The following is a 26,637-nucleotide window of genomic DNA, read 5'->3' on the forward strand; positions in this document are numbered from 1 at the left end:
CACCCATGACGACCTCGACACAGATCCGGCCCTTCGCCGCGGCGGTTCCCGACGCAGACATCGCCGACCTGAAGGACCGGCTCGGGAGAACCCGCTGGCCCGACCCCGAGACGGTCCGCGACTGGTCCCAAGGCGTTCGTCTCGACAACGCGAAGTCGCTGATCCAGCACTGGCTGCACGACTACGACTGGCGTCGCTTCGAGACGACGCTGAACCAGTACCCGCAGTACCTGACCGAGATCGACGGTCTCGACATCCACTTCATCCACGTGACCTCACCGAACCCGGATGCGATGCCGCTGATCCTGACGCACGGGTGGCCCAGCTCGATCGTGGACTTCATGAAGCTGATCGGCCCGCTCACCGACCCGGTCGCGCACGGTGGGAGGATCGAGGACTCCTTCGACGTGGTCATTCCGTCACTTCCCGGCTTCGGGTTCTCCGGCAAGCCGGCCGAGACGGGGTGGAACGTCGAGCGCATCGCCGCCGCCTGGACCGAACTCATGCGGCGCCTGGGCTACACGCGATGGGCCGCGCACGGCGGCGACTGGGGCTCCGTCGTGACGACCACGCTGGGGGCGATGCCGCCCGATGGCTTGGTGGGCATCCACCTGAACACGCCCTACGCGTTCCCGGCGGACATCCCTCAGGCGCTGTCACCGGAGGAGCAGCACGCCGTCGACACCCTGGCCCTGTACGGCGGCCCGCTCGGCGGATCGAACCACCTCCAGGGCACGAAGCCGGAGACCCCCGGCTTCGCCCTCGCCGACTCGCCGGCAGGGCAGGCTGCGTGGATCTACGAGAAGTTCCAATCCAAGACGGACAATCAAGGGCTCGCCGAAGACGCGATCGCGCTCGACGACATCCTGGACACGATCTCGCTGTACTGGTTCACGAACACGGCCGCATCCTCCGCCCGCATCTACTGGGAGAACCGGACCGCAACGATGGCCGGCCCGAAGCTGACGCTTCCCGTCGCCGTGACGGTGTTCCCGCGAGACATCCCCCTGCTGCCGCGGACCTGGATCGAAGACACGTACACCGACCTCATTCACTACGCAGAAGCCCCCAGAGGAGGCCACTTCGCCGCGCTCGAGCAGCCCGAGATCCTGGTCGACGAGCTCCGCGCAGGCCTGCGGAGCCTGCGCTCCTGAGGTGGGTCATCCGCGCGTCGGCCGGAGGAGGTATGGGAGCGACCTACAACGTTGTACAGTAGGCGCGACGGCGTCGGGAGGACATCGGTATGGCAGCGACCTTGCAGGATGTGAGTCGGCTCGCCGGTGTGTCGATCAAGACGGTCTCGAACGTCATCAACGACTACCCGCACGTGCGGGACAGCACGCGGCGTCGGGTCCTGGCCGCGATCGCGGAACTCGACTACACGCCGAATCTGTCTGCGCGGAGCCTGCGCTCGGGGCGGACGAACGTGATCAGCCTGATCATTCCGGAACTGCGCAACGCGTACTTCGCGGAGCTGGCCGATTCGGTCATGCGGGCTGCGAAGGAGCACGGCCTGTCTGTGCTGATCGAGCAGTTCGGCAACGACCGCGAGAGCGAGCTCTCGGTCCTGCGCAATCGTCAGGGACGGATGGTCGACGGCATCCTCTACAGCGTCCTGGCGCTCGACGAGAGCGATCGCGCGGCAATCGCCGAGATGGCCACGCCGATGGTGCTGCTGGGAGAGCGCATCTTCAACGGCCCGAAGGACCACGTGACGATGCAGAACGTGGAGGGGGCGCGCGCAGCGACAGAACTGGTCCTGGCCGGGGGTCGCCGCCGCGTGCTCGCTCTGGGCGCGCACCCCGGTGAGGTGATCGGGTCCGCAGGGCTCCGGCTGGCCGGCTATCGACGTGCCCTGGAGGAGGCCGGCATCGGCTACGACGAACGCTTCGTAGTCCCGGCGGGCACCTGGCATCGGGCTGACGGTGCGCAGGCGATGCGGGGCTTCCTGGAGACCGGGCACGAGTTCGACGCCGTCGTCGCGTTCAACGACACACTGGCCCTCGGCGCCATGCGCGTGCTCCAGGAAGCCGGCTTCCGGGTGCCGGAGGATGTGGCGCTCGTCGGCTTCGACGACATCGACGAGACCCATTATTCGATGCCGACGCTCTCGACCATCGATCCCGGTCGCGACGAGATCGCCCGGCGAGCGATCGAGCTGCTGCTGCGGCGCATCCAGGGCGGCGCCGAGCCGTTCGCGCCGGAGGAGATCGCGGTCCCGTTCCGGGTGGTTGAGCGGGAGTCGACGCCCGCCCTCGTCGCCGCCCTCGCAGCGGAGAGCTGAGCGGAGAGCTGAGCAGGAGGAGGGGCGACGGCGGCCCGATTCGCCGTCGCCCCGGTCGGTCGGCCTACTGGATGCCTTCGCGCGTGAGCCGCCACTGCTGCGTCGCACTGCCGTCTGCCGTGCGCTGCTGGGCGAACGCGCCGTCGGCCGTGGACGACCCGGCGATCTCGAGCGGCTTGCCGCTGTTGGCGTTGGTCAGCGTCCAATAGCCGCCGGAGGTGCTCGGCGACCACACCTGGGTCGCGTTGCCCGTCGGGCCCCACTGCGACGCGCGGACCCCGTCGGCGGTCTGAGCGCCGGGGATCTCGAGCAGCTTGCCGCTGTTCGCATTGAACAGCTGGAGGCCGTTCGACACCGGGTGCACGTTCCACACCTGGCAGGCGTTGCCCGTGTCGCCCCATTGACCGGCGCCTGCACCGTCCGCGAGCGAGGCGCCCGCGATCTCCAGGTACTTGCCGCTATTCCTGTTCACGACGCGGAACTGCGGGTCCAGCGCGGTGCCCGGCTGGTAGACCTGGATGGTGTCGAGCTCGGCGAACGAGCTCCCCTTGGTGAACGCGATGGTGTTCGACCCGGCGTTGAGGGTGACCGTCTTCTGCGCCCATCCGTAGCGGCCCCAGTTCACGGTCGGGGGATAGCTGAGGGTGGATGCGGTGCCGCCGTTCACGCTGACGTTGTGCGTCGATGTCGCGCCCGTCCCTTTGTCGTAGCGGACGTTCACCGTGTAGGAGCCCGCCGACGGGACGTGCACGGTGAACGTCACCGAGCTGGTCGCGTTGTTGATGTTGCCGACCTTGCTGCCGTTGGACGCGTCAGGGTCGGTGACGAGCGAGGTGTCGGAGGTGCGTGCCGCCTTCTCGGCCTCGTAGTGCTGCGCATCCAGCGGGATGGAGCCGACCCGGATGTCGTTGTACGTGGTCGTCAGGTTCTCGACGTTCGTCGCCTGGTACAGCGTGCGTCCGTCGACCGAGTAGTCGATGCTCTGGGCGAAGCCGCTGAAGGTGCCGCCCTCCGCATCGGGGCCGTCGTAGGTGACGGCCATCGGCAGGCGCTCCCACGGGCCGGCACCGAGGTTGTAGTTGACGTAGAAGTTCTGGCCTCCGTCGATGGTGCCCGAGGCATCCAGCGACCACTTCGAGGCCACGACGACCATGCCGTTCGGGCCGCCGCTCGGCACCCACTTCACGTACGGAGAGGAGCCGATGCCCCGGCCGTTCGCCAGGGTGATGGGCGTCCCGATGCTGGTCGTCGGCGACCAGTTCAAGCCGTCGGGGGAGGTCTTGAAGTAGACCGGCGCAGTGTTGTTCGACTGCGACGGCCGGTTGACGACCTCGAAGGTCGCCAGGTAGCGGCCGTCGGGGAGCCTGGTCACCGTGATCATGCCGGGTCGATCGGACTGGTTGTTCGGGGCCGACACGTTCGACTCCGCTCCCCAGGTCGCGCCGCCGTCGGTGGACCGCCGGTACGCCACCGCCTGCAGGACGCCGCTCGCCTTCTGCCGTTCGTCCGAGAAGTACGCGACCAGGCCGCCCTGACCGTCGATCGCGAGCGACGGCTCCCAGACGGTCGAGGTCGTGGAGGTCGGGCTCGGGTCGTAGGTGGCGGGGCCTCCGGTGTCGATGGTGCTCAGATACGACCAGCTCGTCCCCTGGTTCGTGCTCTTGTACACGACCAGGCGGCTGCTGGAACGGTCCTGCGGCATGATCATCCCGGCGAGCAGGATGGTGCCGGCGGCCAGCCCGCCCGTCGCCTGCGAGACCTCGAACAGGAACGGCTGGGACGTGCGGGTCAGCGTCGGGAAGGTCGCACTCGGGACCACGTCGGAGACATGGGTCCAGCTCGTGCCGTCGTCCGTGCTCCGGTAGATCGGGTAGACCTGGACGCCGTTCACGAGGACGAGCTGGTCGTAGGTGACGAGCTGGGTGCCGTTCGCTGCGCCGCTGTTCTTCAGGACGATGTTCTTGGCGTAGGTGGTGCCCGCCGCGCGGCCGCCCTCTGGGTTGAAGGAGGTGCCGGCCGCCGGCGAGTAGACGAGCGACCCGTTGCCGGTTGTGACGGCGGACGCCGGGGCGGCCGTCAGGCTCGCGGCGACCAGGGCGCCGGCGACGGCGCCGGCCAGGGCGAGCGCCCTGAGTCGTCGCCGGGGCGACGAACCCGATGTGGTGCGTGATGGAAACATTGTCGGTTCCTTCTCTCACTGGAGCCCCATCCGCGGGCGCGGAGGGGCCGTCACGACGTCGGGCTCGTCGTCACGTCCGGCTCAGCTCAGCAGGATCTCCGTCCAGGAGATCGCGGGGAGCTCGACGATCAGGAGCGATCCGTCCCGGCGCACCGGGAGCTCGCTCAGGGCGACGCGGTCCGGGTTCTCGCGGGTGTTGGCGGCGTCCGGATCGGGGTCGCTGAGCGTGGTGGCCGTCGCGGTCAGGGAGGCGGCGTCGTCGCCGAGCACGGCCAGGTCGACGACCAGTTCCGTCGCCTGGTCGACGGAACGGTTCACCGCGAAGAGCGCGTACCGGCCGGCCTCCGCGTCGTGGGTGGCCACCGCATCCACGAGCGGCACGGCCCCGAAGCGCTCGGTGTCGTACGTGGCGCTGGCGACGTGGACCCGCAGGGCGGTGCCTCGCCCGTGCGCCGCGGTTGCGGCGAAGGGGAAGAAGGTCGTCTGCTTCCAGGCAGGACCGCCCGGCTCCGTCATGATCGGGGCGATCACGTTCACCAGCTGGGCCAGGGATGCGCTCTTCACCCGGTCGGCGTGCTTCAGCAACGTGATGAGCAGGCTGCCGAAGACGACGGCGTCGGAGACGGTGTACGTGTCCTCCAGCAGCCGCGGTGCGATCGGCCAGTTGTCCGTCCCGGTGATGCGGTCGACGTTCTCGAAGCGGGTGTTGTACCAGATGTTCCACTCGTCGAAGGAGATGTCGATCGTCTTAGAACTCCCGCGGACGGCCTTCACGCTGTCGGCGGTGGCCACGACGCTGCGGATGAAGTAGTCCATGTCGACGCCCGAGGCCAGGAAGCTGCCCAGGTCGCCCGTGTTCTCGTAGTAGGCGTGACAGGAGATGAACTCCACGTCGTCGTAGGTGTGGCTGAGGGTCACACGCTCCCACTCGCCGAAGGTCGGCATCGACGAGCTGGATGAGCCGCACACGACGAGCTGCAGCTCCGGGTCGTACATCTTCATGGCCTGGGCGGTCTTCGCCGCGAGGCGTCCGTATTCCTCGGCGGAGCTGTGGCCCAGCTGCCAGGGGCCGTCCATCTCGTTGCCCAGGCACCACATCCTGACGCCGAAGGGCTCGGTGCGGCCGTTCGCGACCCGCCGTTCCGAGAACGTGGAGCCGCCGCGGTGGTTGGTGTACTCGAGCAGGTCGAGGGCCTCGGAGACACCGCGCGTGCCCAAGTTGACCGCCAGCATCAGTTCGCCGCCGACCTTGTCCAGCCAGTTCTGGAACTCGTGCAGCCCGACCTCGTTGGTCTCGGTGGAGTGCCAGGCGAGGTCGAGCCGCTTCGGCCGCTCCTCGCGGGGACCGACGGAGTCCTCCCAGCGGAAGCCGGAGACGAAGTTGCCGCCCGGGTACCGCACGGTCGTCACTCCGAGTTCCTTCACGAGCTCGATGACGTCGGTGCGGAACCCGTCGGCGTCGGCCGTCGGGTGCCCTGGCTCGTAGATGCCGTCGTAGACGGCGCGGCCCAGGTGCTCGATGAACGAGCCGTACAGGCGCGGGTCGACTTCGCCGATCGTGGCGGCGGGCTGGAGGGAGATATGTGCGTGGTGCATCGGTTCTTCCGTCATCGGGAGGGGGTGGGGGCGAGGCGGCGGGCGTGCTCGCGGTAGCGGTCGGCGACCGGGTTCGGGGCACGCAGCAGCCCGTCGGGGGACTCGACGAGGTCGTGGAGTCCCATCGTCAGCAGGTGGTCGGCGCGGGGGCGGTCGCTGTGCCGCCACGTCCACTCGTACATGTCGAACAGCGGCCACCAGACGTACCCGACGACCGGGGCGCCCTCGGACCGCATGCCCTCGACGAGGGCGAGCGACTCGTTCAGCCAGTGGATGCGCTCCTCGACCGTGCCCGTCACGCACGTCTCGGTGACCATCACCGGCGCGCCGTACCGGGCGGCGAACCGCTCGAGCGCCTCGCGGAGGCCCTGCGTGCCGCGATCGACGCTGGGCCGGGGGTCGGCGAAGCCCCCGCCGTGCCGGACGCCCGCCTCGAACAACTCGGTGGAGTGCCGCGGGTAGTAGTTGACGCCCATGATGTCCGGGTGCACGGCGTGGGCGGCGAACCAGTCCAGTTCGGCGTCCGTCACCGCAGGAGCGAGCCGTGAACGCAGCGGGTGGGCGCCGTCGACCCGGCCGGTGACCAGGTCTTCGACCAGGTGCACCTGGTGGCGCAGCCGCTCGGCCTCCTCGTGGTGCTCCGGCGCGCTGTCGTCCCCGACGTAGCTGATGGCGGCGTCGACGTGCACGAACGTCGCGCGGTCGCCGATCCGGGCGGCCAGCGCCTCCTGGCTGAGGACGAAACCGCGCGCCAGGTTCGCGGCGATGGTCGCGAATCCGTCCGCGCCGGTGCGGTAGGGAGGCCAGTAGCCGTACTCTCCCGAGAACAGCGCGTGGATGACCGGCTCGTTCACCGGCGTGTAGTCGACGACGCGATCGCCGTAGCGCTCGCCGAAGCGGTCCGCGAACTCGGCGACGTGCTGGGGGTAGTCAGGTGCGGCGAACTGCTCGGCCAGCCATACGGGGGTGCCGTAGTGCAGCAGGTCGATGATCGGCCGGAGGCCGGCGCCGAGCAGCGCATCCACGGCCCGGTCGGTCCACTCCCAGTCCCAGCGCCCGGGCTCCGGCGCGATCCGGTACCAGGGCACGCCCCACCGCAGCACTTCGGCGCCCACTCCCGCTGCGAGAGCGAAGTCCTCGCGGTAGCGGTCGTAGTGCTCCGTGAGCTCGTACTCGTCGATGGCGCGTTCGCCGGGCCGCTCCTGCGGCACGAAGGTGTCTTCGATCCCGAGCCCGAGGTGCAGGCGGTCGTCCTCGAACCAGCGCGGCGCGGTCACTTGAGCCCCGTGGTCGCGACGCTCTCGATGAAGCGGCGCTGCATGATCAGGAACATGACGGCGAGCGGCAGGACCGCGATCAGCGAGCCGGCCATCATCGTGCCGTAGGGGATGATGCCGCTCGGACCGGTGAGCAGCGTGAGGCCCGAGGTGATCGTCCCCATGTCGGGCGAGGTCGTGAAGACCAGCGGCCAGAGCAGGTCGTTCCAGTTGTTCACGAAGGTGAAGATGGCGAGGGTGAGCAGCGCGGGGACCGCATTGGGAAGCACGATGCTCCGGAAGATGCGGAACTCACCTGCCCCGTCGATCCGCGCCGCGTTGTCGAGGTCGCGCGGGAGGGCGATGAAGAACTGCCGCAGGAAGAAGATGCCGAAGGCGTCGGCCGCCCGCGGGATGATCAGCCCGGCGAAGGTGTTGACCCAGCCGAGCTGCGCGACCAACTGGTAGACGGGGATGAGCGTCGCCTGGAACGGGATCATCAGGCTCGCCACGATGAGGATCAGCACGAAGCGGTTGCCGCGGAAGTCGATCCGGGCGAGCGCGTAGGCAGCCAGTGAGTCGAACGCCAGCGCGAAGACGGTGACGCCGCCCGCGAAGACCACGCTGTTGAGGAAGAGCCGGCCGAACGGGAGGTCGCTGAAGATCTTGGTGAAGTTGTCCAGCGTCCACGTGCCGGGCAGGAGGGTCGGCGGGTACGCGTTGATCTCCGACGCGGGCTTGAACGCCGTGAGGACGATCACGATCACCGGGAGCAGCACGATGGCGGTCAGCACCAGAGCGGCGGCGAAGAGGAGCCAGCGCTCGGTGGTGCGTCCGATGCGCCGTCCGCGCGGCGCTGTCGCCGGCCTCCGTGTGGCGGCGGGGCTGAGGGTGGCGGTCATGCGAGGTCCTTCTCACGGCGTCCGAAGAAGCGGAACTGGATGAGGCTGAGGATGAGGGTGGCGGCCAGCAGCACGTACGAGAGCGCCGTCGCGAGCCCCAGGTCGAGCTTCTTGAAGCCCTCCTGGTAGATCTCCATCACGACCGTCTGCGTCGAACGGTAGGGGCCGCCTCCGGTCATGACGTAGATCTGATCGAACGCCTGCAGCGCGGCGATCATCGCGAAGACGACCACGAAAGCGAGCGTGTTGCTGAGCTGGGGGAGGGTGATGCTGATGAACCGCCGCCAGGCTCCGGCGCCGTCGATCTTCGCCGCCTCGTACAGCGACTCGGGGATCTCCTGGAGTCCGGCGATGAAGATCACCATGTAGAAGCCGAAGCTCTTCCAGATCGCCACGAGGACGACCGTCGGCATCGCGAGGGCCGGGTCCTGCAGTACGTTGCCGAGCTGGATGCCGGCGCTGCGCAGCCAGAAGTTGAGGAGGCCGACCTGCGGGTCGAGCAGGTACGTCCAGGCGAAGGCGGCGACGGCGAGCGAGACGATGAACGGGAGGAACAGCGCCGTGCGGAAGAATCCGCGGCCGATCAGCCGTCGGTTGGTGAGCAGGAGCGCGAGCAGCAGGGCCGCGATGAGCGCCGTCGGCGTGAACAGCACCGTGTAGAGGGCGGTGTTGCCCAGGGTGGCGAGCACGCGGGGGTCGGTGAAGACCTGCACGTAGTTGTCGAAGCCGACCCACTCCTCCAGCCCGAAGCCGCTCGCGTTCGTGAACGAGAGGCGCAGAGCCGAGAGCATCGGCCATCCCACGAAGGCGATCAGGATGACGATCGCGGGGAGCATGAAGAGCAGAGCCATCGGTCCCCGGCGCTGTGCCGACCGGGGTCGGCCGCCGAGCGGGGCAGGCGGCCGGTACGGCCGGCGGCCCGTGCGGGAGCGGGTGAGAGTGGTCATGATCGCTTTCGAGGGAGGGGGGTGGACCGCCGCCGGGGGGAGCGGCGGCCCACCGTCTGGATCACTTGCCGAGAGCCTGCTGCACCTGACTGGATGCGGACTTCAGCAGTGCGGCCGGGTCGCCGCCGGTCAGTGCCTTCTGCGTCGCCTCGTCGACGGCCGAGAGCACGTCCGTGCTGTTGGCGACGCCGGGGAGCAGCGGTCGCGCATCTCCGACCAGATCGGTGAGGGAGGCCACCACCGGGTTCGACGACACGTCGGACGACGGGATGTCCGTGCGCAGCGGCGGCCAGCCGGAGCCCAGCGACCACTTCGTGGCGACCGTCTTGGTGAAGAAGTAGTCGAAGAACTTCTCCGCCGCGGCCTTCTTCGCCGAGTCCGCCTGTGCGGTCACGGCGGCAGAGATGCCGATCGCCGACGCGGCCGAGCCCTTCGGACCGGCCGGGATGCCGGCGATGCCGTAGTCGATCTTGTTGTCGGTGGCGACACCCGCCATCCATGGGCCCCCGATCTCCATCGCGGCCTTGCCGGAGGAGAACAGCTTGTCGGAGGCGACGCCGTCGAGCCCGGTCGGCGAGATCTTGTCCGCGGTGACGGCCTTCGCCCAGTACGACAGGGTCTCGGCGTTCTGGGAGGAGTCGAGCGCGGACTTGGAGCCGTCGACGATCTTCCCGCCGTTGCCGTAGAACAGGCTCGCCCAGACGCCGTTGCCGACGGTGGCGTGGTCCGGGAGGGCGAGGCCGTACTGCTCGGGCGTCCCGTCGCCGTTCTCGTCGACGGTGAGCTTCTTGGCGTCCGCCACCCACTCATCCCACGTCTTGGGGAACGCGGTGATGCCGGCCTTCTCGAAGAGCGCCTTGTTGTAGATCACCGAGAGCGGGACGAAGCCGGTGGGCACGCCGTAGTAGGAGCCGTCGACCTTCTCCATGTCGACGGCAGCGGGACGGATCGAGGCGCTCTTCGTCGCGCTGCTGGAATAGAAGTCGTCCAGCTTCGCGAACGCGCCCTTCGACGCGTACACCGGGAGGGTCTCGGCCGGCATCGCCACGATGTCCGGCCCCTTCTTGGCGGAGAGCGCGGGGAGCAGGGTGTCTCCGATCACGGCCCAGGTCTTGGTGGTGGTCTTGATCGTGATCTTGTCCTGGGACTTGTTGAAGTCGTCCACGATCGAGTCGAGCACCTTGCCGTCGGCCTCGGTGTAGCCGTGCCAGAAGGTCAGGGTGACCGGGCCGGAGTCGCCGGAGCCGGGGGAGGTGGAGCAGCCGGCCAGCGCGAGAGAAGCGCTGGCCGCGACGGCGAGCGTCGCAAGCATCTTCTTCATTGAATGCCTCTCATGGGACCGACGGCTTCGTCGATCAGTCGGGTTTACAACGATGTACTTCAACGTTGTAAATGGAGTATAGGCATGGTCCCGTGAGGCGGGCAAGTGTTCTTTCCGGCCGGGAGCCCGGGAGGGTGCGCTCGTGCGAGGTTCGCAGGCGCACCGCACCCGACGGGTTAGCAGTACCCGAGTGATCCGTCCGGGCGCCGGGGGACGTGACGCTCCCAATGGACGTAGTCGTCCTCGGAGAGAGCGCTCTGGTCGATCTCGATTCCCCAGCCGGGCCGGTCGGGGCGCAATTCGAGATGGCCATCGACCGGCAGGTAGGGGTCCGGGCACCAGCTGGTGCTGTCGAGCTTGTACTCGAGGATCGAGAAGTTGCTGCAGGCCGCGGCGAAGTGGAGGTTGTGGGCGGTGGCGAGGGGACCCATGGGATTGTGCGGCGCCACCATCGTGTAGTGCGCTTCCGCCAGCACGGCGATCCGTCGCATCTGGGAGATTCCGCCGACGACGCAGATGTCCGGCTGCACGATGTCCGCACCCCCGACCGAGAGCAGGTCGAGGAACTCGTTGGAGGAGTAGAGGCTCTCGCCCGTGGCGAGCGGAACGTCGAGCCGGGAGCGGAGGTAGGCCCAGGCCTGCTTGTTCTCCGGCCGGATCGGCTCTTCGAGGAACATCGGCTGCCAGGGGGCCAGCGCGTTTCCCAGGGCGACCGCTTGGTGGGGTTCGAAGATCTTCGCGTGCGCGTCGAACGCGAAGTCCCAGGCGGGATCGCAGGCTTCGCGGACCGCACGGAAGTAGTCTGCGCTCTCGTTCACGACGAGCCCCCAGCGCTTGTCGAAGAGGTCGCCTCGGTAGGGGCTGAGCTTGAAGGCGTCGAACCCGAAGCGTTCGTGCTGTTCGGCGCAGATGTCTCGCACCGTGTCCGGATCCGGGGCTGTGTAGACCCCGCTGTACACGCGCACCCGATCGCGGACTGCTCCACCGAGCACGGCGTAGACCGGCACGCCCATGCTTTTCGCCGTGATGTCCCACAGTGCGTGGTCGATGGCGGAGATCGCCGCGAGTCCCAGCGCGCCCTGGGGGAATCGGGCAGTCCGAAGCAGCTTCTGCGACAGATACTCGACCCGTCGAGGATCCTCGCCCGCCAGCTGGAGCTCGAGGTAGTCGAGCAGCGGGGGCAGTGCTCGATCCGGTCCGTGGTTGTAGGCCTCGCCCCAGCCGTGCACGCCGTCGTCCGTGTCGATGCGGACCAGGAGGCGCGGACGGTCGCCGACCCGCTGCATGAAGGTGGAGATCCGCTCGATCCTCATGCGCCGACCGCCACGAGTGCCGACCCGGCCGGTGCGTTCGCCCGCCATTGGTCGAGGATGGCGGCGATCTCGGCACGGACCTCCTCCGTCACGGCTCGACTGGGGGGTCTGACCCGGCTGTCGCAGAGCCCGAGCTGCGCCATGGCCTCCTTGACCACGCTGACGTTGTTCGCCGAGCGCGATTCGGCGCGCAACTCCTCGAAACGGGCGATGCGACGCAGGATGACATCGGCCTCCGCGTACGCGCCGGCGCGCAGCGCATCGCGCAGGCTCAGCGAGATCGCAGGGTCCACGTTGACCAGACCGGAGGTGAAACCGTCGGCGCCGTGCACTGCGTAGGAGAGCGCATACGGCTCGGCGAGACCGGCTATCCACACGAAGCGCTCCGGGCCGACGGCCCCGCGCACGGAGGCGAAGACAGTCGGGTCGGGGATGGCGTACTTCACTCCCACGATGTTGGGGGAGAGATCGCCCAGCCGCCGGAGCATGCCGCCGGTGATCCACTCCGACCGGACGTAGAGGACGAAGGCCATGTCGGGCTGGGTCGCGGCGATCGCCCGGTGGTAGTCGATCCATCCGTCGCCGGACTGGTGGGGATGCAGGGGCTGGTGGATCATCGCCATCCGGATGCCGTGCTCGGCGGCGACGGCCAGGTCTGCGGACGCTTCTGCGATGTCGTGGCCGACGCCGACGAGGAGTTCTGCAGAGCCGCCGACGCGAGCCGATGCAGCGATGAGCGAGCGACGCTCGACCGGGGAGAGCGCATAGAACTCACCGGTGTTTCCGTTCGGCGTGATCGTGCGTACGCCGTTGCGGATGAGGCGGTCCAGGAGCGTCTCGTACGCGTCGATGTCGACCGCTCCGTCGGCGGAGTACGGCGTGACCGGGATGGCGACGACGTCGGCCAGTGCTTCCCGCTGGGCGGCGAAAGTCATTTCACTCCTTGCAGCTGGCGGATCGCCAGGGTCTCGAAACTGCGGATGTGCTCGAGAACGCGGGCGGAGGCGGCGGCGGCATCGCCGGCCTCGACCGCCTTCAGGATCAGCCCGTGCTCAGCCGCCTCGTCCTTCCAGCTCGGCCTTTTCGTCCAGGCGTTGACCGTGATCAGGGCGGTCTGCTCACGGAGGCCGTCCAGAGTGGCGACCAGGATGTCGTTCCCGCACCCGGCGTAGAGCGCGCGGTGGAAGTCGCGATTGGCGAGACTCCGCTCGGCCTCGCTGCCCGCTGCGTCTGCGCGACGCAGTGCCGAGCGTGCTGCCTCGGCGTCGGCGCCGTTCTCGACGGTTCGCGCCACCGCGGTCGGCTCGAGCAGGGCCCGCATGTCGAAGACGTTGTAGGCCATCTGCGGGTCCACGACGCGGACGACGGTTCCGCGGTATTCGCTCATCGTCACCAGCCCCGCGCCGGAGAGGGTCTTGAGCGCTTCACGCACGGGGGTCTTGGAGATGCCGAAGCGCTCGGCGAGGTCGGCTTCGACCAGCGGCTGGCCGGCGGGAAGTTCGCCGGAGAGGATCGCCAGGCGTAGCGCTTGGACGACCAGGCCGGTGCGCGAGGCCGACTGTGTGAGCCGGGTTATCGGGCTGTCCATGAGCTCTCCTTCGAGGTGTATGGTGCGAGGTACACGATCCATAGTATATGATCGACCGAGTCGAGCGGAACCACGTCGACGAACGATCTTCGCACTTCACGCACAGCACTCATCGGAGAGGAAACGCAATGACGCGTCACGCACGTTCGGCCTCCGGCCGCGCCCTACCCGTCCGGCGCATCGTCGCCGTCGCTTCAGCAGCAGCGCTCATGCTCGGGCTCGCCGCCTGCTCGAGCGGCGGCGGCGGCGATACCGACAAGAAGGTGACCCTGCAGCTCTGGGACACCGACACCCGGCCGGATCGCACCGCCAACTTGAAGGAGTTGATCGCGATGTTCGAGAAGGAGAATCCGAACATCACCATCAGCTACCTCGGCCTCCCGACCGACTCGTACATGCAGAAGATCAGCACCGCCATCGCCACCAAGTCGACGCCGGACCTGGTGACCCCGAAGGCTTCGGATGTCGCAGCTCTTGTCGCTCAGAACGCTCTGGCACCGCTGGATGATCGGCTCGCGAGCTCACCCATCGCCACGAAGATCGACCCGGGCATGCTGAAATCGGCGAAGGCCGCCGCTCCGGACGGCAAGCTCTACCTCACGCCTGCCACAGCGCTCGCCGACGTGCTCTACTACCGGTCCGACTGGTTCGACCAGGCCGGTCTCAGCACGCCGACCACCTGGAGCGACTTCTTCGGTGCGGCGAACGCCCTGACCGACCCGTCGGCCGGCCGATTCGGCTACACCATCCGAGGCGGCGCCGGCTTCTTCCCGCAGTTCGTCCAGATGGTCTACCCGATGGCCGGAGTGGGCTCGTTCTTCGACAGCAAGGGGCGCTCCACGCTCGACTCGCCGGCCGTCGTCGCCGCTACGGAGAAGTACGTCTCCCTCTACGGCAAGGACACAGCCAAGAGCGACGTGACCGCCGACTTTAAGACGATGGTGGCCCAGTTCGACAACGGCGGCGCCGGCATGCTGAGCCACAGCATCGGCTCCTATCCGACCCACATCGCGACGCTGAAGCCTGCGCAAGTCGGCGTCGTAGGGACGTTCCCCGCCGACAACGGCAAGACGATCGTCACCGGGCAGATGGTCACCGGATTCGGGATGTTCAAGGCGAGCGCCCATCAGGACGCAGCGTGGAAGTTCCTCGAATTCACCATGGGCAAAGAAGGCGACTCCTTCTGGGCGCAGAAGTCCGGTTACCTGCCCGGAAACACCGACGTTGCCAAGGAGAGCTGGGTCACCTCGAACCCTGCGATGACCGCCGCTTTGGCGACGCAGAAGACGAAGAACGCCGTCGTCCTGCAGCAGCCGTACTACCTGCCGCAGTTCACCTCGATCACGACGACGGATCTTCTTCCCAAGTGGCAGAAGGTGCTGCAGGGCGATCAGACGGTGAAGGCGTTCCTGACCGACGCCGCGAAGCAGCTCACCGCGGCGCAGCAGGACTACCTGAAGCGCACCAAGAAGTAGTGCGGGAAGGATCCACGATGACGATCGCTCTCGCCCGCCAGGGACGCCGGCGCAGCCCGCTCACCGCGCGGACACGGTGGTACCCCTACCTGCTCATCGCGCCGACGGTGGTGCTGGTACTGGTCTTCCTCGTCTACCCCGTGGGAAGCGTGTTCTACTACAGCCTGCAGAACGCGAACGTGACGCAGCCCTGGAACGACGGCTTCGCGGGACTCGGCAACTTCACCAGGATGTTCGGCGACCCGCTGTTCTGGCAGAGCCTCCGCTTCACGGCGCAGTGGGTCGTCGTCGAGGTGGCGCTGCAGTTCGTCTTCGGTCTGGCGCTGGCACTCCTGCTCAACCGGACCTTCGTCGGGCGGGGAATGGCGCGGGCTCTGACGTTCTCACCGTGGGCGGTCTCCGGCATCCTGACGACCACCATCTGGATCCTCATCTACAACCCGGCGACCGGGATCGGCCGTTACCTGGCCGATCTCGGCATCGGGGAGCACGGCACCTCCCTGCTTTCCGGGCAGGGTACGACGTTCCTCGCGGTGGTCATCGCGGAACTGTGGAAGGGCGTCCCCTTCTTCGCCATCCTGATCCTCGCGGATCTCCAGTCCGTGCCCGGTGACCTGTACGAGGCGGCGGACGTCGACGGGGCTGGGCCCTGGCGGAAGTTCACGTCCGTCACGTGGCCCCACATCCGCCAGGCGGTCGTGCTGGCCACGCTGCTCCGCGGGGTCTGGGAGTTCAACAACGTCGATCTGCTCTACACGCTCACCGGCGGAGGCCCGGCCAGCTCGACCACCACGCTGCCGCTCTACGTGGCGCAGACGGCCATCCAGAGCAGAGACTTCGGCTACGGCTCAGCGCTCACGGTCGTCGCGTTCGTCATCCTCACCTTCTTCTCCCTGTTGTATCTGCGTCTCACCAAGAGAGGAGCCGAGCGATGACCGTTCTCGATCGGCCAATGACTCATCCCCCGGCAGAGGAATCGGTGCAGACTGCCCCTGCTCCGGATCGGCGCCGACCGAACCGCCGCGGTCGCAGGGCTCTCGACCGCCTCAGCCTGTGGGTGCCCCTGGCCCTCTTCCTGCTCTTCACCCTCGTGCCGATGTACTGGATGGTGCTCTTCGCGTTCCGGCCGTCGGGCTCCACATCGCTGATCCCGTGGCCGATCACCTTCGACCACTTCGCGAGCGTCTGGAACGGCTCCGGCTTCGGAATCTACTTCCAGAACAGCATCATCACGGCGGTCTCGACACTCGTGGTCTCGACGGTGATCGCCCTGCTGGGAGGCTACGCACTCGCCCGCTTCGCATTCCGCGGGAAGACGCTCTTCCTGGTCGTCCTGCTCTGCACCCAGTTCATCCCGGGCGCCATGATGCTGATCCCGCTGTTCTCGATCTTCAACACGCTGGGTCTCACCAACAACCTGATCAGCCTGATCATCGCGGACACCGTCTTCCACCTGCCCCTCTCACTAGTGCTGATGTCCGGGTTCATCCGCAACGTGCCCGTGGAGATCGAAGAGGCCGCCTGGGTCGACGGGTGCACCAGGATCCAAGCGTTTCGGCTCGTCGTGCTCCCGCTTCTGAAGCCGGGTATCGTCGCGGTCGGCTCGTTCGCATTCATCAGCGCGTGGAACAACTTCTTGTTCGCTCTGATGTTCATGAGCCAGCAGGACAAATTCACTGTGCCGGTCGGCCTGAGCTATCTGCTCGGAGAGTTCGGCGCCGACTTCGGAGCGCTCGCCGCCGGGGGACTGGTGGCGATCCTGCCGGTGGTGATCCTGTTCGCGTACGTGCAGAAGTTCCTCGTGCAGGGCATGAGCGCCGGGGCGGTGAAGGGATGAGCGTGCGCGACACTGTGGCGAGCGCCAGTGCGGCTGTCGGGGCTTTGCGCGACCTGGGGGCGTCTGGACGAGCCGACCTCTTGCGCGGGATCGCAGCAGAGCTCGACGACGCACGCGCGGCGCTCGTCGCCGCCGCTCACGAGGAGACGCACCTCACCGAAGCGCGCCTCGATGGAGAAGTCACGCGCACTGCAGGTCAAGCGCGGCTGTTCGCCGACATCCTCGACGAAGGCGACTACCTCGGGCGGATCGCCGATGGGAATGCCCTGCGCCGCGTGCTCGTGCCGCTCGGGGTCGTGGCTGTGTTCGGCGCGAGCAACTTCCCCTTCGCCTTCGGCGTTCCCGGAGGCGACACAGTGTCCGCCCTAGCGGCGGGATGCCCGGTCGTGGTGAAAGCCCATCCCGGTCACCCCCGGACGAGCATGCTCGCATTCGAGGCCATCCGACGGGCCATCGCCACTGCTGGGCTGCCGGAGGGGGCCGTCGGGATCGTCAGCGGCTTCGACGATGGTGCGCGGCTCGTCACCGATCCGGGAGTCGCGGCCGTCGGCTTCACCGGATCCACGGCGGGCGGTCGCGCCCTCTTCGATCTGGCCGCCTCACGGCCGGTGCCGATCCCGTTCTTCGGCGAGCTCGGCAGCGTGAACCCCGTGCTCATCAGCCCTGGCGCCGCACGACAGAGGGCGACGGCTCTTGCGAACGCTCTGGCCGACTCCGTGGTGGGGACCACCGGTCAGCTCTGCACCAAACCCAATCTGGTGCTGGTTCCCGGCGACGCCCCTGAACTCGTTGCGGCCCTGCGGAGCCGTTTTGCGGAAGCCGGCCGGACGGAACTGCTCAACGACGGGATCGCGCAGCGGTTCGACGCGTCGCTCGGCGAGTGGCGTGACCGCCGAGGCGCTCGAGTGCTGGTCGCATCGACGGCGGGAAATCCCGGCGCGCGGTCGGCGGAGCTCGTGCACTTGGACCCAGCCGACGATCTGGGCGACTTCGACGAGGCGTTCGGTCCGGCAACGGCCCTCCTGTCGTACACCGATCTCGCGGACGCCGCTGACCGGATCGCCGGCCTGCCGGGCCAACTCACGGTTTCCGTTTTCGCCGAGGACGACGAGTTCACGGCGCTTCGCCCTGTGGTGGCGGCAGCTGAGCGAATCGCGGGGCGCGTCGTGTTCGACCAGGTGCCGACGGGTGTGGCGGTCACACGATCGATGACACATGGAGGGCCGTATCCGGCGACGACGGCGCCGGGCTCGACCTCCGTCGGGGGTGCGGCGATCCAGCGCTGGCTGCGGCCGGTCACCTATCAGAACGTGCCGGACGAGTTGCTGCCGCGCGAGCTGATCGACTGACCGGCCTGGCCAGGTTCGATCCAGCTCGCGAGCAGATGCAGGGCCTGGGGAGGCACCTCCACGCCGTCGGTCAGCGCTTCTGCGGGATCGCTGCCGAGTGCGACGATCCGGTTCTCGGCGTTCACGTGGACGATACGGGGCGTGAAGCGGCGGGCCTCGTCATCGTCGAGCTGGACGTAGGAGATGACGATGATCGTGTCTCCGATTTCGATGAGGTGAGCGGCGGCACCGTTCACCCCGACGACCCCGCTGCCGCGCTCCCCGGCGATCAGATACGTCTCGAGCCGGGCTCCGTTCGTCACGTCGACGACGGCGACTTGCTCCCCAGGGAGGAGGTCTGCGGCGTCCATCAGATCGAGGTCGAGGGTGAGTGATCCGACGTAGTGAAGGTCTGCATGGGTGACGGTTGCGCGGTGGATCTTCGATGCGAACATGGTTCGGAGCACTCGCCCATCAAAGCACGGGAGGCCGAGGATCAAGGACGCATCACCCGGAACGTGAGGTGTGTGGCGGCGGGAGTGATTCGCGCATCGATCCGCTCGAGGGCGACGGCGGACTCGAGGGGGCCGAACAGCCGGGTTCCGCCCCCGACCAGGATGGGCATCACGTGCAGATGGAGTTCATCCACCAGGCCCAGTGGCAGCGCCTGCTGCATCACCGTCGCTCCGAACAGGTGCACGTCCTTGCCGGCTGCAGCAGTCTGCGCCTGCCGGATCGCGCTCGCCACCCCATCCGTCACGAAGGTGAACACCGGAGGGTATGGGCGATCGGGCGCGTGATGGGTGACGACGAAGCACGGGACGTCCCCCATGGGTCCGGCCTCCCCCCAGCCGCCGTCTCCCTCGTTCTTCTCGAACGACTTCCGGCCCATGACGATGGCGCCGACGGTCTCGATGACCTGCTGCACGATCGCCCGGTCGTCATCGGAAGCCGTCGGTCGCAGCCAGGCGTGCAGGTCTTCGGCTCCGTCGCCGAATGGATTCTCTCGGCTGTCGTTCGGGCCGGTGACGTAGCCGTCCAGCGAGACGGACATGTCGGTGAGCACCATTCCCATTCGATGCCTCCTCCTTCGTCGGATCGACGAAGGTTATCGCCAATAAGGATGATCTCGCTAGGGTCTCCTCGCGGGAGCCGTAGGGGCGAACCCTCTGAGCAGGGCGGCGAGTCCGGTCTCGAATTCGTGGTCCTGGCCGAGCTCGACGACGCGTCGAACGCTCTCGATGAACCGTTGTGCGGCAGTGTCTGTCCGCTCGGTCTCGATGACGATGTCGCCCCCATCGCGGGCGGACTGCTGTTCGATCACCGAGCCGATCGTGTAGCGCGCAACGGCGATGAGGGTGAGGATGGCGTCCTCTGGGGTGAAGCCCCCGCTTTCCAGCAGATTCACTTGAGCGATGGCGGCAACGAGTTGCGGGCTTCGCGACCCGGACGATGCGATGAGGCGACCGCCATCGCGGATGCTGAGCATCGCCTGCCGCAGGCTGCGCGCGTTCCGGGTGACGAACTGGTCCCAGTGTTCCCCGGCCGTCGGGAGGCGGTCGCTGTGCCGCTGAGCGAGGATCGCGTCGGCGACCGCATCCAGCAGCTGCGACTTGCTGGCGAAGTGGTGGTACAGCGCCGGCTGGCGGATGTCGAGGCGCGCCGCGATCGCACGGAGCGACACGTCATCCAGACCGTGCTCGTCCAGTACCGCGATCGCGGCGGCCACGATGGCGGCGCGGTCGGTGCGAGCGGGGTATGGCATGGACCCAGGATACCGGCCTTGGCAGCTAAGACTATCGTTGATAAGGTTCCCGCATCGGACAATGAAGGGGGAATCGCATGGGACCCGAAGACGCCTGGAGGACACGATGAAACTCACCATCAGCCTGCAGCTCACCCTCGATGGAGTCGCCCAGGCCAACGGAGGCAACAACGAGGAGATGGACCCCGGCTTCACCCGCGGCGGCTGGGCGATACCGCACAATGACGCGGAGGCCGTGCAGTACATCCTCGAGACCTGGCAGCGGCCGGATGCGTTCCTGCTCGGCCGGAAGACGTACAGTCTGTTCGACACCTACTGGGGGGCGCGCAGCGACGACGGCGGGTTCGGCGAGGCGATCAGCTCCAAGCCGAAGTACCTGGTCTCCACCACCGTTGACGACCCCAGCTGGGAGCAGACCACGGTGATCTCCGGCGACGTCGCGGCCGGTATCCGCGAGCTCAAGGCGCAGCCCGGCGGCGAGCTGCTCGTGGTCGGCAGCACGGCGCTCGCGCGGTGGCTGCTCGAGAACGAGCTGGTGGATGAACTGAACCTGGTCCAGTTCCCGGTGATCGTCGGCGAGGGCGAGCGTTTCCTCCCGCAGCAGGGTCTGGACTTCGCCCTCGACCTGGTCGACTCGCGCGTGTTCGGCACGGGCATCGTCGCGCTGACCTACGGCGTCGGCGGTCGACCGCAGTACGCCTGAGCGGCCCCGTTCCGCGTGGTGCTCAGCCCTGGCGGGCCTTCATCCGCGTTGAAAAGGAGAGGCGGCCGTTTATTCTCTTGCCACACGTTCGACGACGGCGGTGCAATGGGCGAATGAGAAACGAGACAGGTCCATTCGGGATGCGGATGCCGGATATCCCGCCGGCGAGACAGGCCATCATGATCGCCGTGATCGCCTGGAGCCTCGCCTGGAAAGGCGTGTCGCTGTGGCGGGCGGCCAGGAATGGCAGCAAACCGTGGTTCGTCGCCCTGCTGCTGTCGAACACCCTGGGCGTGCTGGACGCCATCTACCTCTTCGCCGTGGACCGTCGTCGGCCGAGTGAGGAGAAGGTGGAGGAGGCCATCCTCGCTGCCACCGGCGAACCGGAGCAGGAGGGCCACTGGGACGAACCTCGGGGCCCGGTCGGTCCCTGAACGCCGCGCATCTGGATGAAGGCGGCAGGATGAAGGCGGCACGGTTCAGCAGGTTCGGTGGTCCGGAGGTCCTCGAGATCGCCGAGCTGCCCGAGCCCCATGCGGGTCCCGGCGAGCTCCGCATCCGGGTGCGGGCGGCCGGAGTGAACGCGAGCGACTGGAAGAAGCGGTCCGGGGAGCTGGACCAGGAGCTCCCGCAGACGTTGGGCTACGAAGCCGCCGGCGTCGTCGACGAGGTCGGCGACGGCGTTACCGGTGTGCGGACCGGAGATCGCGTCGCGGGCGTGGGTGGCGGAGGTGCGGCGCAGGCCGAACTCGCCGTCCTGTCGATCTGGGCTCCGATCCCCGAGTCGGTGGGTTTCGTCGAGGCGGCGGCCATGCCCTCGACGGTGGAGACCGCCGCGCGCGCCCTGGATCAGCTGGGCGTCGCGCGCGGAAGCACCGTGCTGATCAGCGGTGCGTCGGGGAGCATCGGGAGTGCGGCGGTGCAGCTCGCCGTGCATCGTGGGGCCCGCGTGATCGGCACGGGAAGCCCGGGCAGCCACGACTACCTGCGCCGCCTCGGCGCAGAACCCGTCGCCTACGGCGAGGGCATGGCCGACCGGGTCCGCACGATCGTCCCGGCCGGGGTCGATCGTGCCCTCGATGTCGCGGGCAGCGGTGTCCTGCCGGAGCTGATCGACGTACCGGGTGGCGCGGAGAACGTGATCACCATCGCCGACTTCCCGGGCGCGCAGCAGCATGGCGTCCGGTTCAGTCGCGGCGACTCCGGCCGTGCCGACTACGCGATCGGGGTGGCGATGCGGCTGATGGGCGATGGCATGTTCCGGATTCCAGTGGGGCGGACGTTCCCGCTGGAGGACATCGCGGAGGCGCACAGGGCCGGGGAGTCGGGCGAAGTCCGCGGCAAGCTCGTCCTCACCGTCGGCTGACGCCGACTCTCAGGGAGCGCACCCTCTCCTCATAGGCAGCTCTAGTCTTCTCGAAGCTTTCGCATAGGACGCTCATGGCGGCCCCGGAATCGTGTGCGGTGTGCTGAGCACATCAGCGATGCCGAGAGGACACGAGCCATGAACACCATCGACGGAGCCCCCACCGGAGGCGGGCAGACGGACAACGCAGCCGAGAAGCACACCGTGCGGCGGCGGCGCCGCCGAGGCGCGATCGCCGTGTCGACCGCTCTTGCGGTGGCGGTCGTCACCGGCTCCGCCTTCGGGTTGGCGGCGACTTCAGGCGGCTCCGGTTCCGGCGTCACCGCCTCGTCCGGCAGCGCCTCTCCTCAGATCAGCACCGCGCTGGGCCGCTCGGGATACGGATATGGATATGGATACGGCTACGGCTATGGGTCCGGCGACGGTTCGACCGGCACGGGATCGTCGACCGGCACGACATCCACCCTGGCCGGCGCCACCGCCGCCCAGGAGGTGGGCGTCGTCGACATCACCTCCGAACTCACCTACGCGGGGGCCGAGAGTGCAGGGACGGGCATCGTGCTGACGGCGAGCGGCGAGATCCTGACGAACAACCACGTCGTCGAGGGCGCGACCAGCATCAGCGTGACCGTGGTCGCCACCGGCACCTCCTACACGGCGACGGTCGTCGGCACGGATGCGACCGATGACGTCGCGGTCCTCCAGCTGAGCGGAGCGTCCGGGCTCAGCACCGCCTCCATCGACACGTCGGCGGATACTGCGGTCGGGGAGGCGGTCACCGGTGTCGGCAACGCTGGAGGGACGGGAGGCACTCCTTCTGCGTCGCCCGGGACCGTGACGGCCCTGGAGCAGACCATCACGACCCAGGCGGAGCAGACCGCCTCTTCGGAGACGCTCGACGGTCTCATCCAGACCGACGCCGACATCCAGGCCGGCGACTCCGGCGGCCCGCTCTTCAACGCCGACGACCAGGTGATCGGCATCGACACCGCCGCTGCGGAGGGCGGCTCCACCGTGGCCGGCTACGCCATCCCGATCGAGGACGCGCTGGCCATCGCCCAGCAGATCGAGACAGGGCAGGCATCGTCCGCCGTGACCATCGGCTACCCGGCCTTTCTAGGCGTGGAGGTGGCCTCCGACGACGTGACGGGCGGCGTCTCCGGAGCCGGCGCCTCCCTCTCCGGCGTGGTCGATGGCGGCCCCGCCGCGGTCGCCGGACTCACCGACGGCGACACGATCACCGCCCTGAACGGCACGACGATCACCTCGGCCCAGGCGCTGACCCAGGCGCTGAGCACGCTCACCCCCGGCCAGTCGGTCAGCGTGACCTGGACCGACGTCGAGGGAGCCTCCCACACGGCCGACGTCAGCCTGGCGAGCGGGCCTGCTGCCTAGCAGTCCCCGCAGCCGGCCGGGTCAGCGCGAGAAGAGGCGGACCCTGCTCGCGGCGTAGACGGCCGCACCGACGAGGATCACCGCAACGGTGATCCCGGCGGCAACGACCGCGATGGTGCCGTATCCGTTCCCGGGATCGAGGAACGGGTACGGCACCCAGCCGTCCGTGGCGCCGCGGATCAGCACGACCGCGAGCCACACGGCCGGGTAGATCAGCACCGTCCAGAGTGCCGACCACCGCAGCGGCGGACGGTCCGGGAAGATCAGCCAGTCGAGGGCGCCGTACAGCGGTGTGACGATGTGCAGGACGACATTCGCCCAGGGGACCGGCACACCTCCTGCCTGCCCCAACGGTGCGAGCAGAGCCGCGTACACGATGCCGACGATGACGATGTAGTCGGTCGTCGCCGCGCGGACGTACGCCAGAACGTCGCCACGGCGCCTGCGCCGGTCGGCGACCGACCAGATGAGGGCGCCGGCCAGCAGGAGGTTGGACTGCACGGTGAAGTAGCCGAAGAAGTTGAAGGGGTTCAGCGGCGCGCGCGAAGCGACGTCGAGGGCCGTGACGAGCACCGCGATGAGGATGGCGGCGGCGACGATGGTCCGGGTGACGTTCCGCAGAGAATCCACGGGCCGACTCTAGTGCCTGGTCCGGCCTACTGAGGCCGACCGCCGACGGGGCCGGCCAGCGCGAACGCCGACCGGCCCCAGGCCGTGGATCAGTGCGAACCGAAGAGCTGCGCGACCTCGTCGGCCGACAGGGCCCGGTCGAACGCGCGCACATCGTCGACGGCGCCGCTCAGGTAGTCGACGGGGTTGCCGCCGAACTTGCCCCGGCCGACCGTCAGCGGGCCGGTCGCCGTGTCGGCATTGCCGAGGACGCTGGCCTGACCGGCCTTCGCCCCGTTCACGTACACGGTGAGAGTGGAGGCCGTCACATCTCGCACCCCGACCACGTGATACCAGACGTTCGGCTGCACGGCGACGTCGTTCGCCAGCGCGCGGATCCCGGCGAACGAGAACGCGAGCTTGCGGTCGGCGCCCGACCACTGCAGGAAGAAGGCGGAATTCTGGTCGCCGTCCTCACCCACGATGGTCTGGAACGCCCCGTCCAGCTTGCTGAACCTCACCCAGGCCGAGACGCTGTAGTTCGTCCCGTCGGTCTTGAGCACGGTCTTGTCCGAGACGGCCGAGCCGGTGCCGTCCAGCTGGAGCGCGTTGCCCTTCGAGCCGGACACCCACTGCGCCCCACCCTTGACGGTGAGCGGATTCGTGCCCGCCGAGTCGGCCGCGGTCGCGCCGCCGGTCTCGTCGAACTGCCACGAGCTCACCCCCGAGAGACCCGGCGTGCCCGCCGGCGGTTTCGGCGGAGTCTTCGCCCCGGCCGCAATCGTCTCGAGGTTGACCTTCCGCACGGCGGCCTCATCCACCTTCTCGACCTGCCGGTCGTAGGTGAAGAAGCCGTTCTGCTCGCCCTCCACGTCGGTGATCTGCGTGTAGATGGAGCCGGACAGGCCGTACGGGGCGCCCTGATCACGCAGCACCGCCGTGTTGGCGACATAGCCGGCGGTCAGCGCAGCGCTGTCTTTCACCGCGCCGTACGGGTTGACGTCGGCGCCCGGCCAGCTGTGGCCTTCGACCGGCAGCGTCAGACCGCCGTGCTCACCGTCGATGGAGGCGCGCTTGGCATCCGGCACCGGAAGCGCCGGCCCCTGGTACACGTGCCAGTCGATGATGTCGCCGTTGCCCGGGTCTCCCGGTGTGTCGCAGCAGTTCGCCCCGCTTCGGGCGTTGACCAGCCGGGTCGGGTCCTGCGCCTTCACCTGGTTCGCGACGTCTGCCGCGGCCTGCACGCTCCACTGGCCCCATCCCTCGTTGAACGGGATCCAGCCGATGATCGAAGTGACACCCTTGAGCTGGTCGACCATCCTCGCGGTCTCGGCGCGGAAGTTCGCCTTGTCGCCCGTGCTGAGGCTGCCGTTGCGGCCGGTCGGGACCGAGGGCGAGTCCTGCCAGACCATCATCCCCAGCTTGTCCGCCCAGTAGTACCAGCGGGCGGGTTCGACCTTGATGTGCTTGCGGATGGTGTTGAAGCCGAGGTCCTTCGTCTTCTGGATGTCGAACTTGAGCGCCTCGTCCGTCGGCGCGGTGTAGATGCCGTCCGGCCAGTAGCCCTGGTCCAGCGTCCCGAGCAGGAACGTCTGCTTGTGGTTGAGGGTGATCCGCTGCTTGCCGCCGACGTTCTCGACGGCGATCTGACGGAGACCGGCGTAGCTCTCGACCTTGTCGGTCGACCCGTGAGCGTTCAGCGTCGCCGTGAAGGTGTACAGGAACGGGTCGTCCGGCGACCAGAGGTGCGGCTTGCGCACCGCCAGGGTGATCGGACCGCCCGCCGCCCCGCTGGACGAGGCGACCTTCTTGCCGTCGGCCCACGCGTCGACGGTGAGCTTCGCCCCGGCGGCGTCGCCGTTGAAGGTCGCGGCGACCGAGAACGACGAGGTGTCGATGTTCGGCGTCGCGGTGAGCGTCGCGATGCTGACCGGCTGCACCGGCTCCAGCCAGACGGTCTGCCAGATGCCGCTCGCGGCGGTGTAGAAGATTCCGCCGGGGTTGAGCCGCTGCTTGCCGACAGGGATGGTGGCCGAGTCGACGGGGGAGTGCACCGCGACCACGACCTCCTGCGGGCCCCTGTCCGTCAGGGCGTCGGTGATGTCGGCGCTGAAGCCGTCGTAGCCACCCAGGTGCCGGGCGACCTGCTGCCCGTTGACGTACACGGTCGCGTCGTAGTTGACCGCGCCGAAGTTGAGGCGCAGGTGCTTTCCGCCGTTCGTGTACTGCTTGGGCACGTCCACCGTCCGTCGGTAGAGCATGTAGTCGGCATGCGATTGGATGCCCGAGAGCGCGGACTCCGTCGGATACGGCACCAGGATCTGCTTGCCCAGGTCCTTCCCGAACGGGATGGCGCTGTAGCCGTCCCACGCCTGGTACTGCCACAGGCCGTTGAGGTTGAGCCAGGTCGGGGCGGCGGCGCTCGGACGGGCGAGCTGCGGGCGGGGGTAGTCGGGCAGGGCGTTCGTGGGGCTGACCTTGCTCGTCCACGGCGTGCTGAGGGGCGGGGTGAGGCCGCTCCAGGTTTCTCCGGGGGCCGCGGCGGCGCCGGTCGCGGGCGCCGCGACCAGTCCGATGGCGATGGCCAGCGCTGCGGCGACCGCCGCTGCGCGTGGTCGTGGTTTCTTCATCACACTCTCGCTTCCTTGTCGATCGGACGGCTTTGTCCGTAAGGTGATGTATCCAGACAGATAGTCGCAAAACTCTGTCCGAAACACCAGTACTCCTTTTGGAGGACAGTGGATCGCCTATGCGTCGCCTGGGATTCGCGTTC

At 68.2% G+C, this 26,637-nt stretch carries 24 protein-coding genes; 10 read left to right on the forward strand and 14 right to left on the reverse strand.

Going from position 1 to position 26,637, the window contains the following annotated elements; translation table 11 throughout:
- Positions 1-5: 5 nt before the first annotated feature.
- Together SB754_RS00490 and SB754_RS00495 are read left to right on the forward strand one after the other, a co-directional pair.
- Positions 6-1,154 (forward strand): epoxide hydrolase family protein, encoded by a 1,149-nt coding sequence (locus SB754_RS00490; protein ID WP_410780391.1) that lies wholly within the window; start codon positions 6-8, stop codon positions 1,152-1,154.
- Between the two features lie 89 nt (positions 1,155-1,243).
- The gene (locus SB754_RS00495; protein ID WP_410780392.1) at positions 1,244-2,284 is read left to right on the forward strand and encodes a LacI family DNA-binding transcriptional regulator; all 1,041 of its coding nucleotides are present in this window, start codon (positions 1,244-1,246) and stop codon (positions 2,282-2,284) included.
- Between the two features lie 64 nt (positions 2,285-2,348).
- On the opposite strand, the gene SB754_RS00500 is transcribed toward SB754_RS00495, so the two are convergent.
- The 9 genes from SB754_RS00500 to SB754_RS00540 all read right to left on the reverse strand — a co-directional run bounded on the left by SB754_RS00500 (position 2,349) and on the right by SB754_RS00540 (position 13,386).
- Complete coding sequence (locus SB754_RS00500; protein WP_410780393.1) at positions 2,349-4,463, reverse strand: RICIN domain-containing protein; 2,115 nt, start codon at positions 4,461-4,463, stop codon at positions 2,349-2,351.
- An 81-nt stretch (positions 4,464-4,544) separates the two neighbouring features.
- Positions 4,545-6,059 carry an alpha-N-arabinofuranosidase gene (locus tag SB754_RS00505; RefSeq protein ID WP_410780394.1) on the reverse strand — a complete coding sequence of 505 codons (1,515 nt, stop codon included), beginning with the start codon at positions 6,057-6,059 and terminating at the stop codon, positions 4,545-4,547.
- 11 nt (positions 6,060-6,070) lie between these two features.
- A complete protein-coding gene (locus SB754_RS00510; protein WP_410780395.1) occupies positions 6,071-7,336 on the reverse strand; it encodes a family 1 glycosylhydrolase in 1,266 nt (421 codons plus the stop codon).
- Positions 7,333-8,217, reverse strand: a complete 885-nt coding sequence (locus SB754_RS00515; RefSeq protein ID WP_410780396.1) for a carbohydrate ABC transporter permease — start codon at positions 8,215-8,217, stop codon at positions 7,333-7,335. Before SB754_RS00515 ends, SB754_RS00510 begins: the two co-directional genes overlap by 4 nt.
- A complete protein-coding gene (locus tag SB754_RS00520; RefSeq protein WP_410780397.1) occupies positions 8,214-9,164 on the reverse strand; it encodes a carbohydrate ABC transporter permease in 951 nt (316 codons plus the stop codon). Before SB754_RS00520 ends, SB754_RS00515 begins: the two co-directional genes overlap by 4 nt.
- 61 nt (positions 9,165-9,225) lie before the next feature.
- Positions 9,226-10,485, reverse strand: coding sequence for an ABC transporter substrate-binding protein (locus SB754_RS00525; protein WP_410780398.1), 1,260 nt, complete (start codon positions 10,483-10,485; stop codon positions 9,226-9,228).
- Between the two features lie 176 nt (positions 10,486-10,661).
- Positions 10,662-11,846 carry a mandelate racemase/muconate lactonizing enzyme family protein gene (locus SB754_RS00530; RefSeq protein WP_410780399.1) on the reverse strand — a complete coding sequence of 395 codons (1,185 nt, stop codon included), beginning with the start codon at positions 11,844-11,846 and terminating at the stop codon, positions 10,662-10,664.
- On the reverse strand, positions 11,795-12,733 hold the full coding sequence (locus SB754_RS00535; protein ID WP_410780400.1) for a dihydrodipicolinate synthase family protein: 939 nt from the start codon (positions 12,731-12,733) through the stop codon (positions 11,795-11,797). The genes SB754_RS00530 and SB754_RS00535 overlap by 52 nt, the downstream gene beginning before the upstream one ends.
- Positions 12,730-13,386, reverse strand: a complete 657-nt coding sequence (locus SB754_RS00540; protein WP_410780401.1) for a GntR family transcriptional regulator — start codon at positions 13,384-13,386, stop codon at positions 12,730-12,732. The genes SB754_RS00535 and SB754_RS00540 overlap by 4 nt, the downstream gene beginning before the upstream one ends.
- A gap of 128 nt (positions 13,387-13,514) precedes the next feature.
- Between SB754_RS00540 and SB754_RS00545 the strand changes: the two genes are divergently transcribed.
- From SB754_RS00545 to SB754_RS00560, 4 genes are all read left to right on the forward strand, one after another.
- Entirely contained in the window at positions 13,515-14,861 is a 1,347-nt protein-coding gene (locus tag SB754_RS00545) for an ABC transporter substrate-binding protein (RefSeq protein ID WP_410780402.1), read from the forward strand.
- Positions 14,862-14,878: 17 nt separating this feature from the next.
- The gene (locus tag SB754_RS00550; protein ID WP_410780403.1) at positions 14,879-15,796 is read left to right on the forward strand and encodes a carbohydrate ABC transporter permease; all 918 of its coding nucleotides are present in this window, start codon (positions 14,879-14,881) and stop codon (positions 15,794-15,796) included.
- A gap of 122 nt (positions 15,797-15,918) precedes the next feature.
- A complete protein-coding gene (locus SB754_RS00555) occupies positions 15,919-16,698 on the forward strand; it encodes a carbohydrate ABC transporter permease (RefSeq protein WP_410780404.1) in 780 nt (259 codons plus the stop codon).
- A 2-nt stretch (positions 16,699-16,700) separates the two neighbouring features.
- A complete protein-coding gene (locus SB754_RS00560) occupies positions 16,701-18,047 on the forward strand; it encodes an aldehyde dehydrogenase family protein (RefSeq protein ID WP_410780405.1) in 1,347 nt (448 codons plus the stop codon).
- On the opposite strand, the gene panD is transcribed toward SB754_RS00560, so the two are convergent.
- The 3 genes from panD to SB754_RS00575 are packed head-to-tail and all read right to left on the reverse strand — an operon-like array spanning position 18,002 to position 19,791.
- Positions 18,002-18,493, reverse strand: coding sequence for an aspartate 1-decarboxylase (gene panD / locus SB754_RS00565; RefSeq protein WP_410780406.1), 492 nt, complete (start codon positions 18,491-18,493; stop codon positions 18,002-18,004). The two genes, SB754_RS00560 and panD, sit on opposite strands and share 46 nt — an antisense overlap.
- Before the next feature lie 29 nt (positions 18,494-18,522).
- Positions 18,523-19,101: a dihydrofolate reductase family protein gene (locus tag SB754_RS00570; protein WP_410780407.1), complete on the reverse strand. Its 579-nt coding sequence runs from the start codon at positions 19,099-19,101 to the stop codon at positions 18,523-18,525.
- A gap of 57 nt (positions 19,102-19,158) precedes the next feature.
- Positions 19,159-19,791, reverse strand: coding sequence for a TetR/AcrR family transcriptional regulator C-terminal domain-containing protein (locus SB754_RS00575; RefSeq protein WP_410780408.1), 633 nt, complete (start codon positions 19,789-19,791; stop codon positions 19,159-19,161).
- Positions 19,792-19,897: 106 nt separating this feature from the next.
- On the opposite strand from SB754_RS00575, the gene SB754_RS00580 reads away from it, so the two are divergent.
- The 4 genes from SB754_RS00580 (at position 19,898) to SB754_RS00595 (ending at position 23,255) form a co-directional block, all read left to right on the forward strand.
- Positions 19,898-20,494 (forward strand): dihydrofolate reductase family protein, encoded by a 597-nt coding sequence (locus tag SB754_RS00580; RefSeq protein ID WP_410780409.1) that lies wholly within the window; start codon positions 19,898-19,900, stop codon positions 20,492-20,494.
- Between the two features lie 146 nt (positions 20,495-20,640).
- On the forward strand, positions 20,641-20,928 hold the full coding sequence (locus SB754_RS00585; protein WP_410783237.1) for a DUF5652 family protein: 288 nt from the start codon (positions 20,641-20,643) through the stop codon (positions 20,926-20,928).
- 29 nt (positions 20,929-20,957) lie between these two features.
- Positions 20,958-21,860, forward strand: a complete 903-nt coding sequence (locus SB754_RS00590; protein ID WP_410780410.1) for an NADP-dependent oxidoreductase — start codon at positions 20,958-20,960, stop codon at positions 21,858-21,860.
- 138 nt (positions 21,861-21,998) lie between these two features.
- Positions 21,999-23,255 carry a S1C family serine protease gene (locus SB754_RS00595; protein WP_410780411.1) on the forward strand — a complete coding sequence of 419 codons (1,257 nt, stop codon included), beginning with the start codon at positions 21,999-22,001 and terminating at the stop codon, positions 23,253-23,255.
- Between the two features lie 21 nt (positions 23,256-23,276).
- Here SB754_RS00595 and SB754_RS00600 read toward each other — a convergent pair whose 3' ends face one another.
- Complete coding sequence (locus SB754_RS00600; protein WP_410780412.1) at positions 23,277-23,885, reverse strand: Pr6Pr family membrane protein; 609 nt, start codon at positions 23,883-23,885, stop codon at positions 23,277-23,279.
- 89 nt (positions 23,886-23,974) lie between these two features.
- The gene (locus SB754_RS00605) at positions 23,975-26,494 is read right to left on the reverse strand and encodes a LamG-like jellyroll fold domain-containing protein (protein WP_410780413.1); all 2,520 of its coding nucleotides are present in this window, start codon (positions 26,492-26,494) and stop codon (positions 23,975-23,977) included.
- Between the last annotated feature and the right edge of the window lie 143 nt (positions 26,495-26,637).

Origin of the sequence: Leifsonia sp. SIMBA_070, from assembly GCF_046534635.1 — a bacterium.
Taxonomy (GTDB): Bacteria; Actinomycetota; Actinomycetes; order Actinomycetales; family Microbacteriaceae; genus Leifsonia.

Bases quoted from the DNA above. Each gene is read 5' to 3' on its own strand.
- SB754_RS00490 (WP_410780391.1), top strand. From the start codon at position 6: ATGACGACCTCGACACAGATCCGGCCCTTCGCCGCGGCGGTTCCCGAC.
- SB754_RS00495 (WP_410780392.1), top strand. From the start codon at position 1,244: ATGGCAGCGACCTTGCAGGATGTGAGTCGGCTCGCCGGTGTGTCGATC.
- SB754_RS00500 (WP_410780393.1), bottom strand. From the start codon at position 4,463: ATGTTTCCATCACGCACCACATCGGGTTCGTCGCCCCGGCGACGACTC.
- SB754_RS00505 (WP_410780394.1), bottom strand. From the start codon at position 6,059: ATGCACCACGCACATATCTCCCTCCAGCCCGCCGCCACGATCGGCGAA.
- SB754_RS00515 (WP_410780396.1), bottom strand. From the start codon at position 8,217: ATGACCGCCACCCTCAGCCCCGCCGCCACACGGAGGCCGGCGACAGCG.
- SB754_RS00520 (WP_410780397.1), bottom strand. From the start codon at position 9,164: ATGACCACTCTCACCCGCTCCCGCACGGGCCGCCGGCCGTACCGGCCG.
- SB754_RS00525 (WP_410780398.1), bottom strand. From the start codon at position 10,485: ATGAAGAAGATGCTTGCGACGCTCGCCGTCGCGGCCAGCGCTTCTCTC.
- SB754_RS00530 (WP_410780399.1), bottom strand. From the start codon at position 11,846: ATGGCGGGCGAACGCACCGGCCGGGTCGGCACTCGTGGCGGTCGGCGC.
- SB754_RS00535 (WP_410780400.1), bottom strand. From the start codon at position 12,733: ATGACTTTCGCCGCCCAGCGGGAAGCACTGGCCGACGTCGTCGCCATC.
- SB754_RS00540 (WP_410780401.1), bottom strand. From the start codon at position 13,386: ATGGACAGCCCGATAACCCGGCTCACACAGTCGGCCTCGCGCACCGGC.
- SB754_RS00545 (WP_410780402.1), top strand. From the start codon at position 13,515: ATGACGCGTCACGCACGTTCGGCCTCCGGCCGCGCCCTACCCGTCCGG.
- SB754_RS00550 (WP_410780403.1), top strand. From the start codon at position 14,879: ATGACGATCGCTCTCGCCCGCCAGGGACGCCGGCGCAGCCCGCTCACC.
- SB754_RS00570 (WP_410780407.1), bottom strand. From the start codon at position 19,101: ATGGGAATGGTGCTCACCGACATGTCCGTCTCGCTGGACGGCTACGTC.
- SB754_RS00575 (WP_410780408.1), bottom strand. From the start codon at position 19,791: ATGCCATACCCCGCTCGCACCGACCGCGCCGCCATCGTGGCCGCCGCG.
- SB754_RS00580 (WP_410780409.1), top strand. From the start codon at position 19,898: ATGAAACTCACCATCAGCCTGCAGCTCACCCTCGATGGAGTCGCCCAG.
- SB754_RS00585 (WP_410783237.1), top strand. From the start codon at position 20,641: ATGCCGGATATCCCGCCGGCGAGACAGGCCATCATGATCGCCGTGATC.
- SB754_RS00590 (WP_410780410.1), top strand. From the start codon at position 20,958: ATGAAGGCGGCACGGTTCAGCAGGTTCGGTGGTCCGGAGGTCCTCGAG.
- SB754_RS00595 (WP_410780411.1), top strand. From the start codon at position 21,999: ATGAACACCATCGACGGAGCCCCCACCGGAGGCGGGCAGACGGACAAC.
- SB754_RS00605 (WP_410780413.1), bottom strand. From the start codon at position 26,494: ATGAAGAAACCACGACCACGCGCAGCGGCGGTCGCCGCAGCGCTGGCC.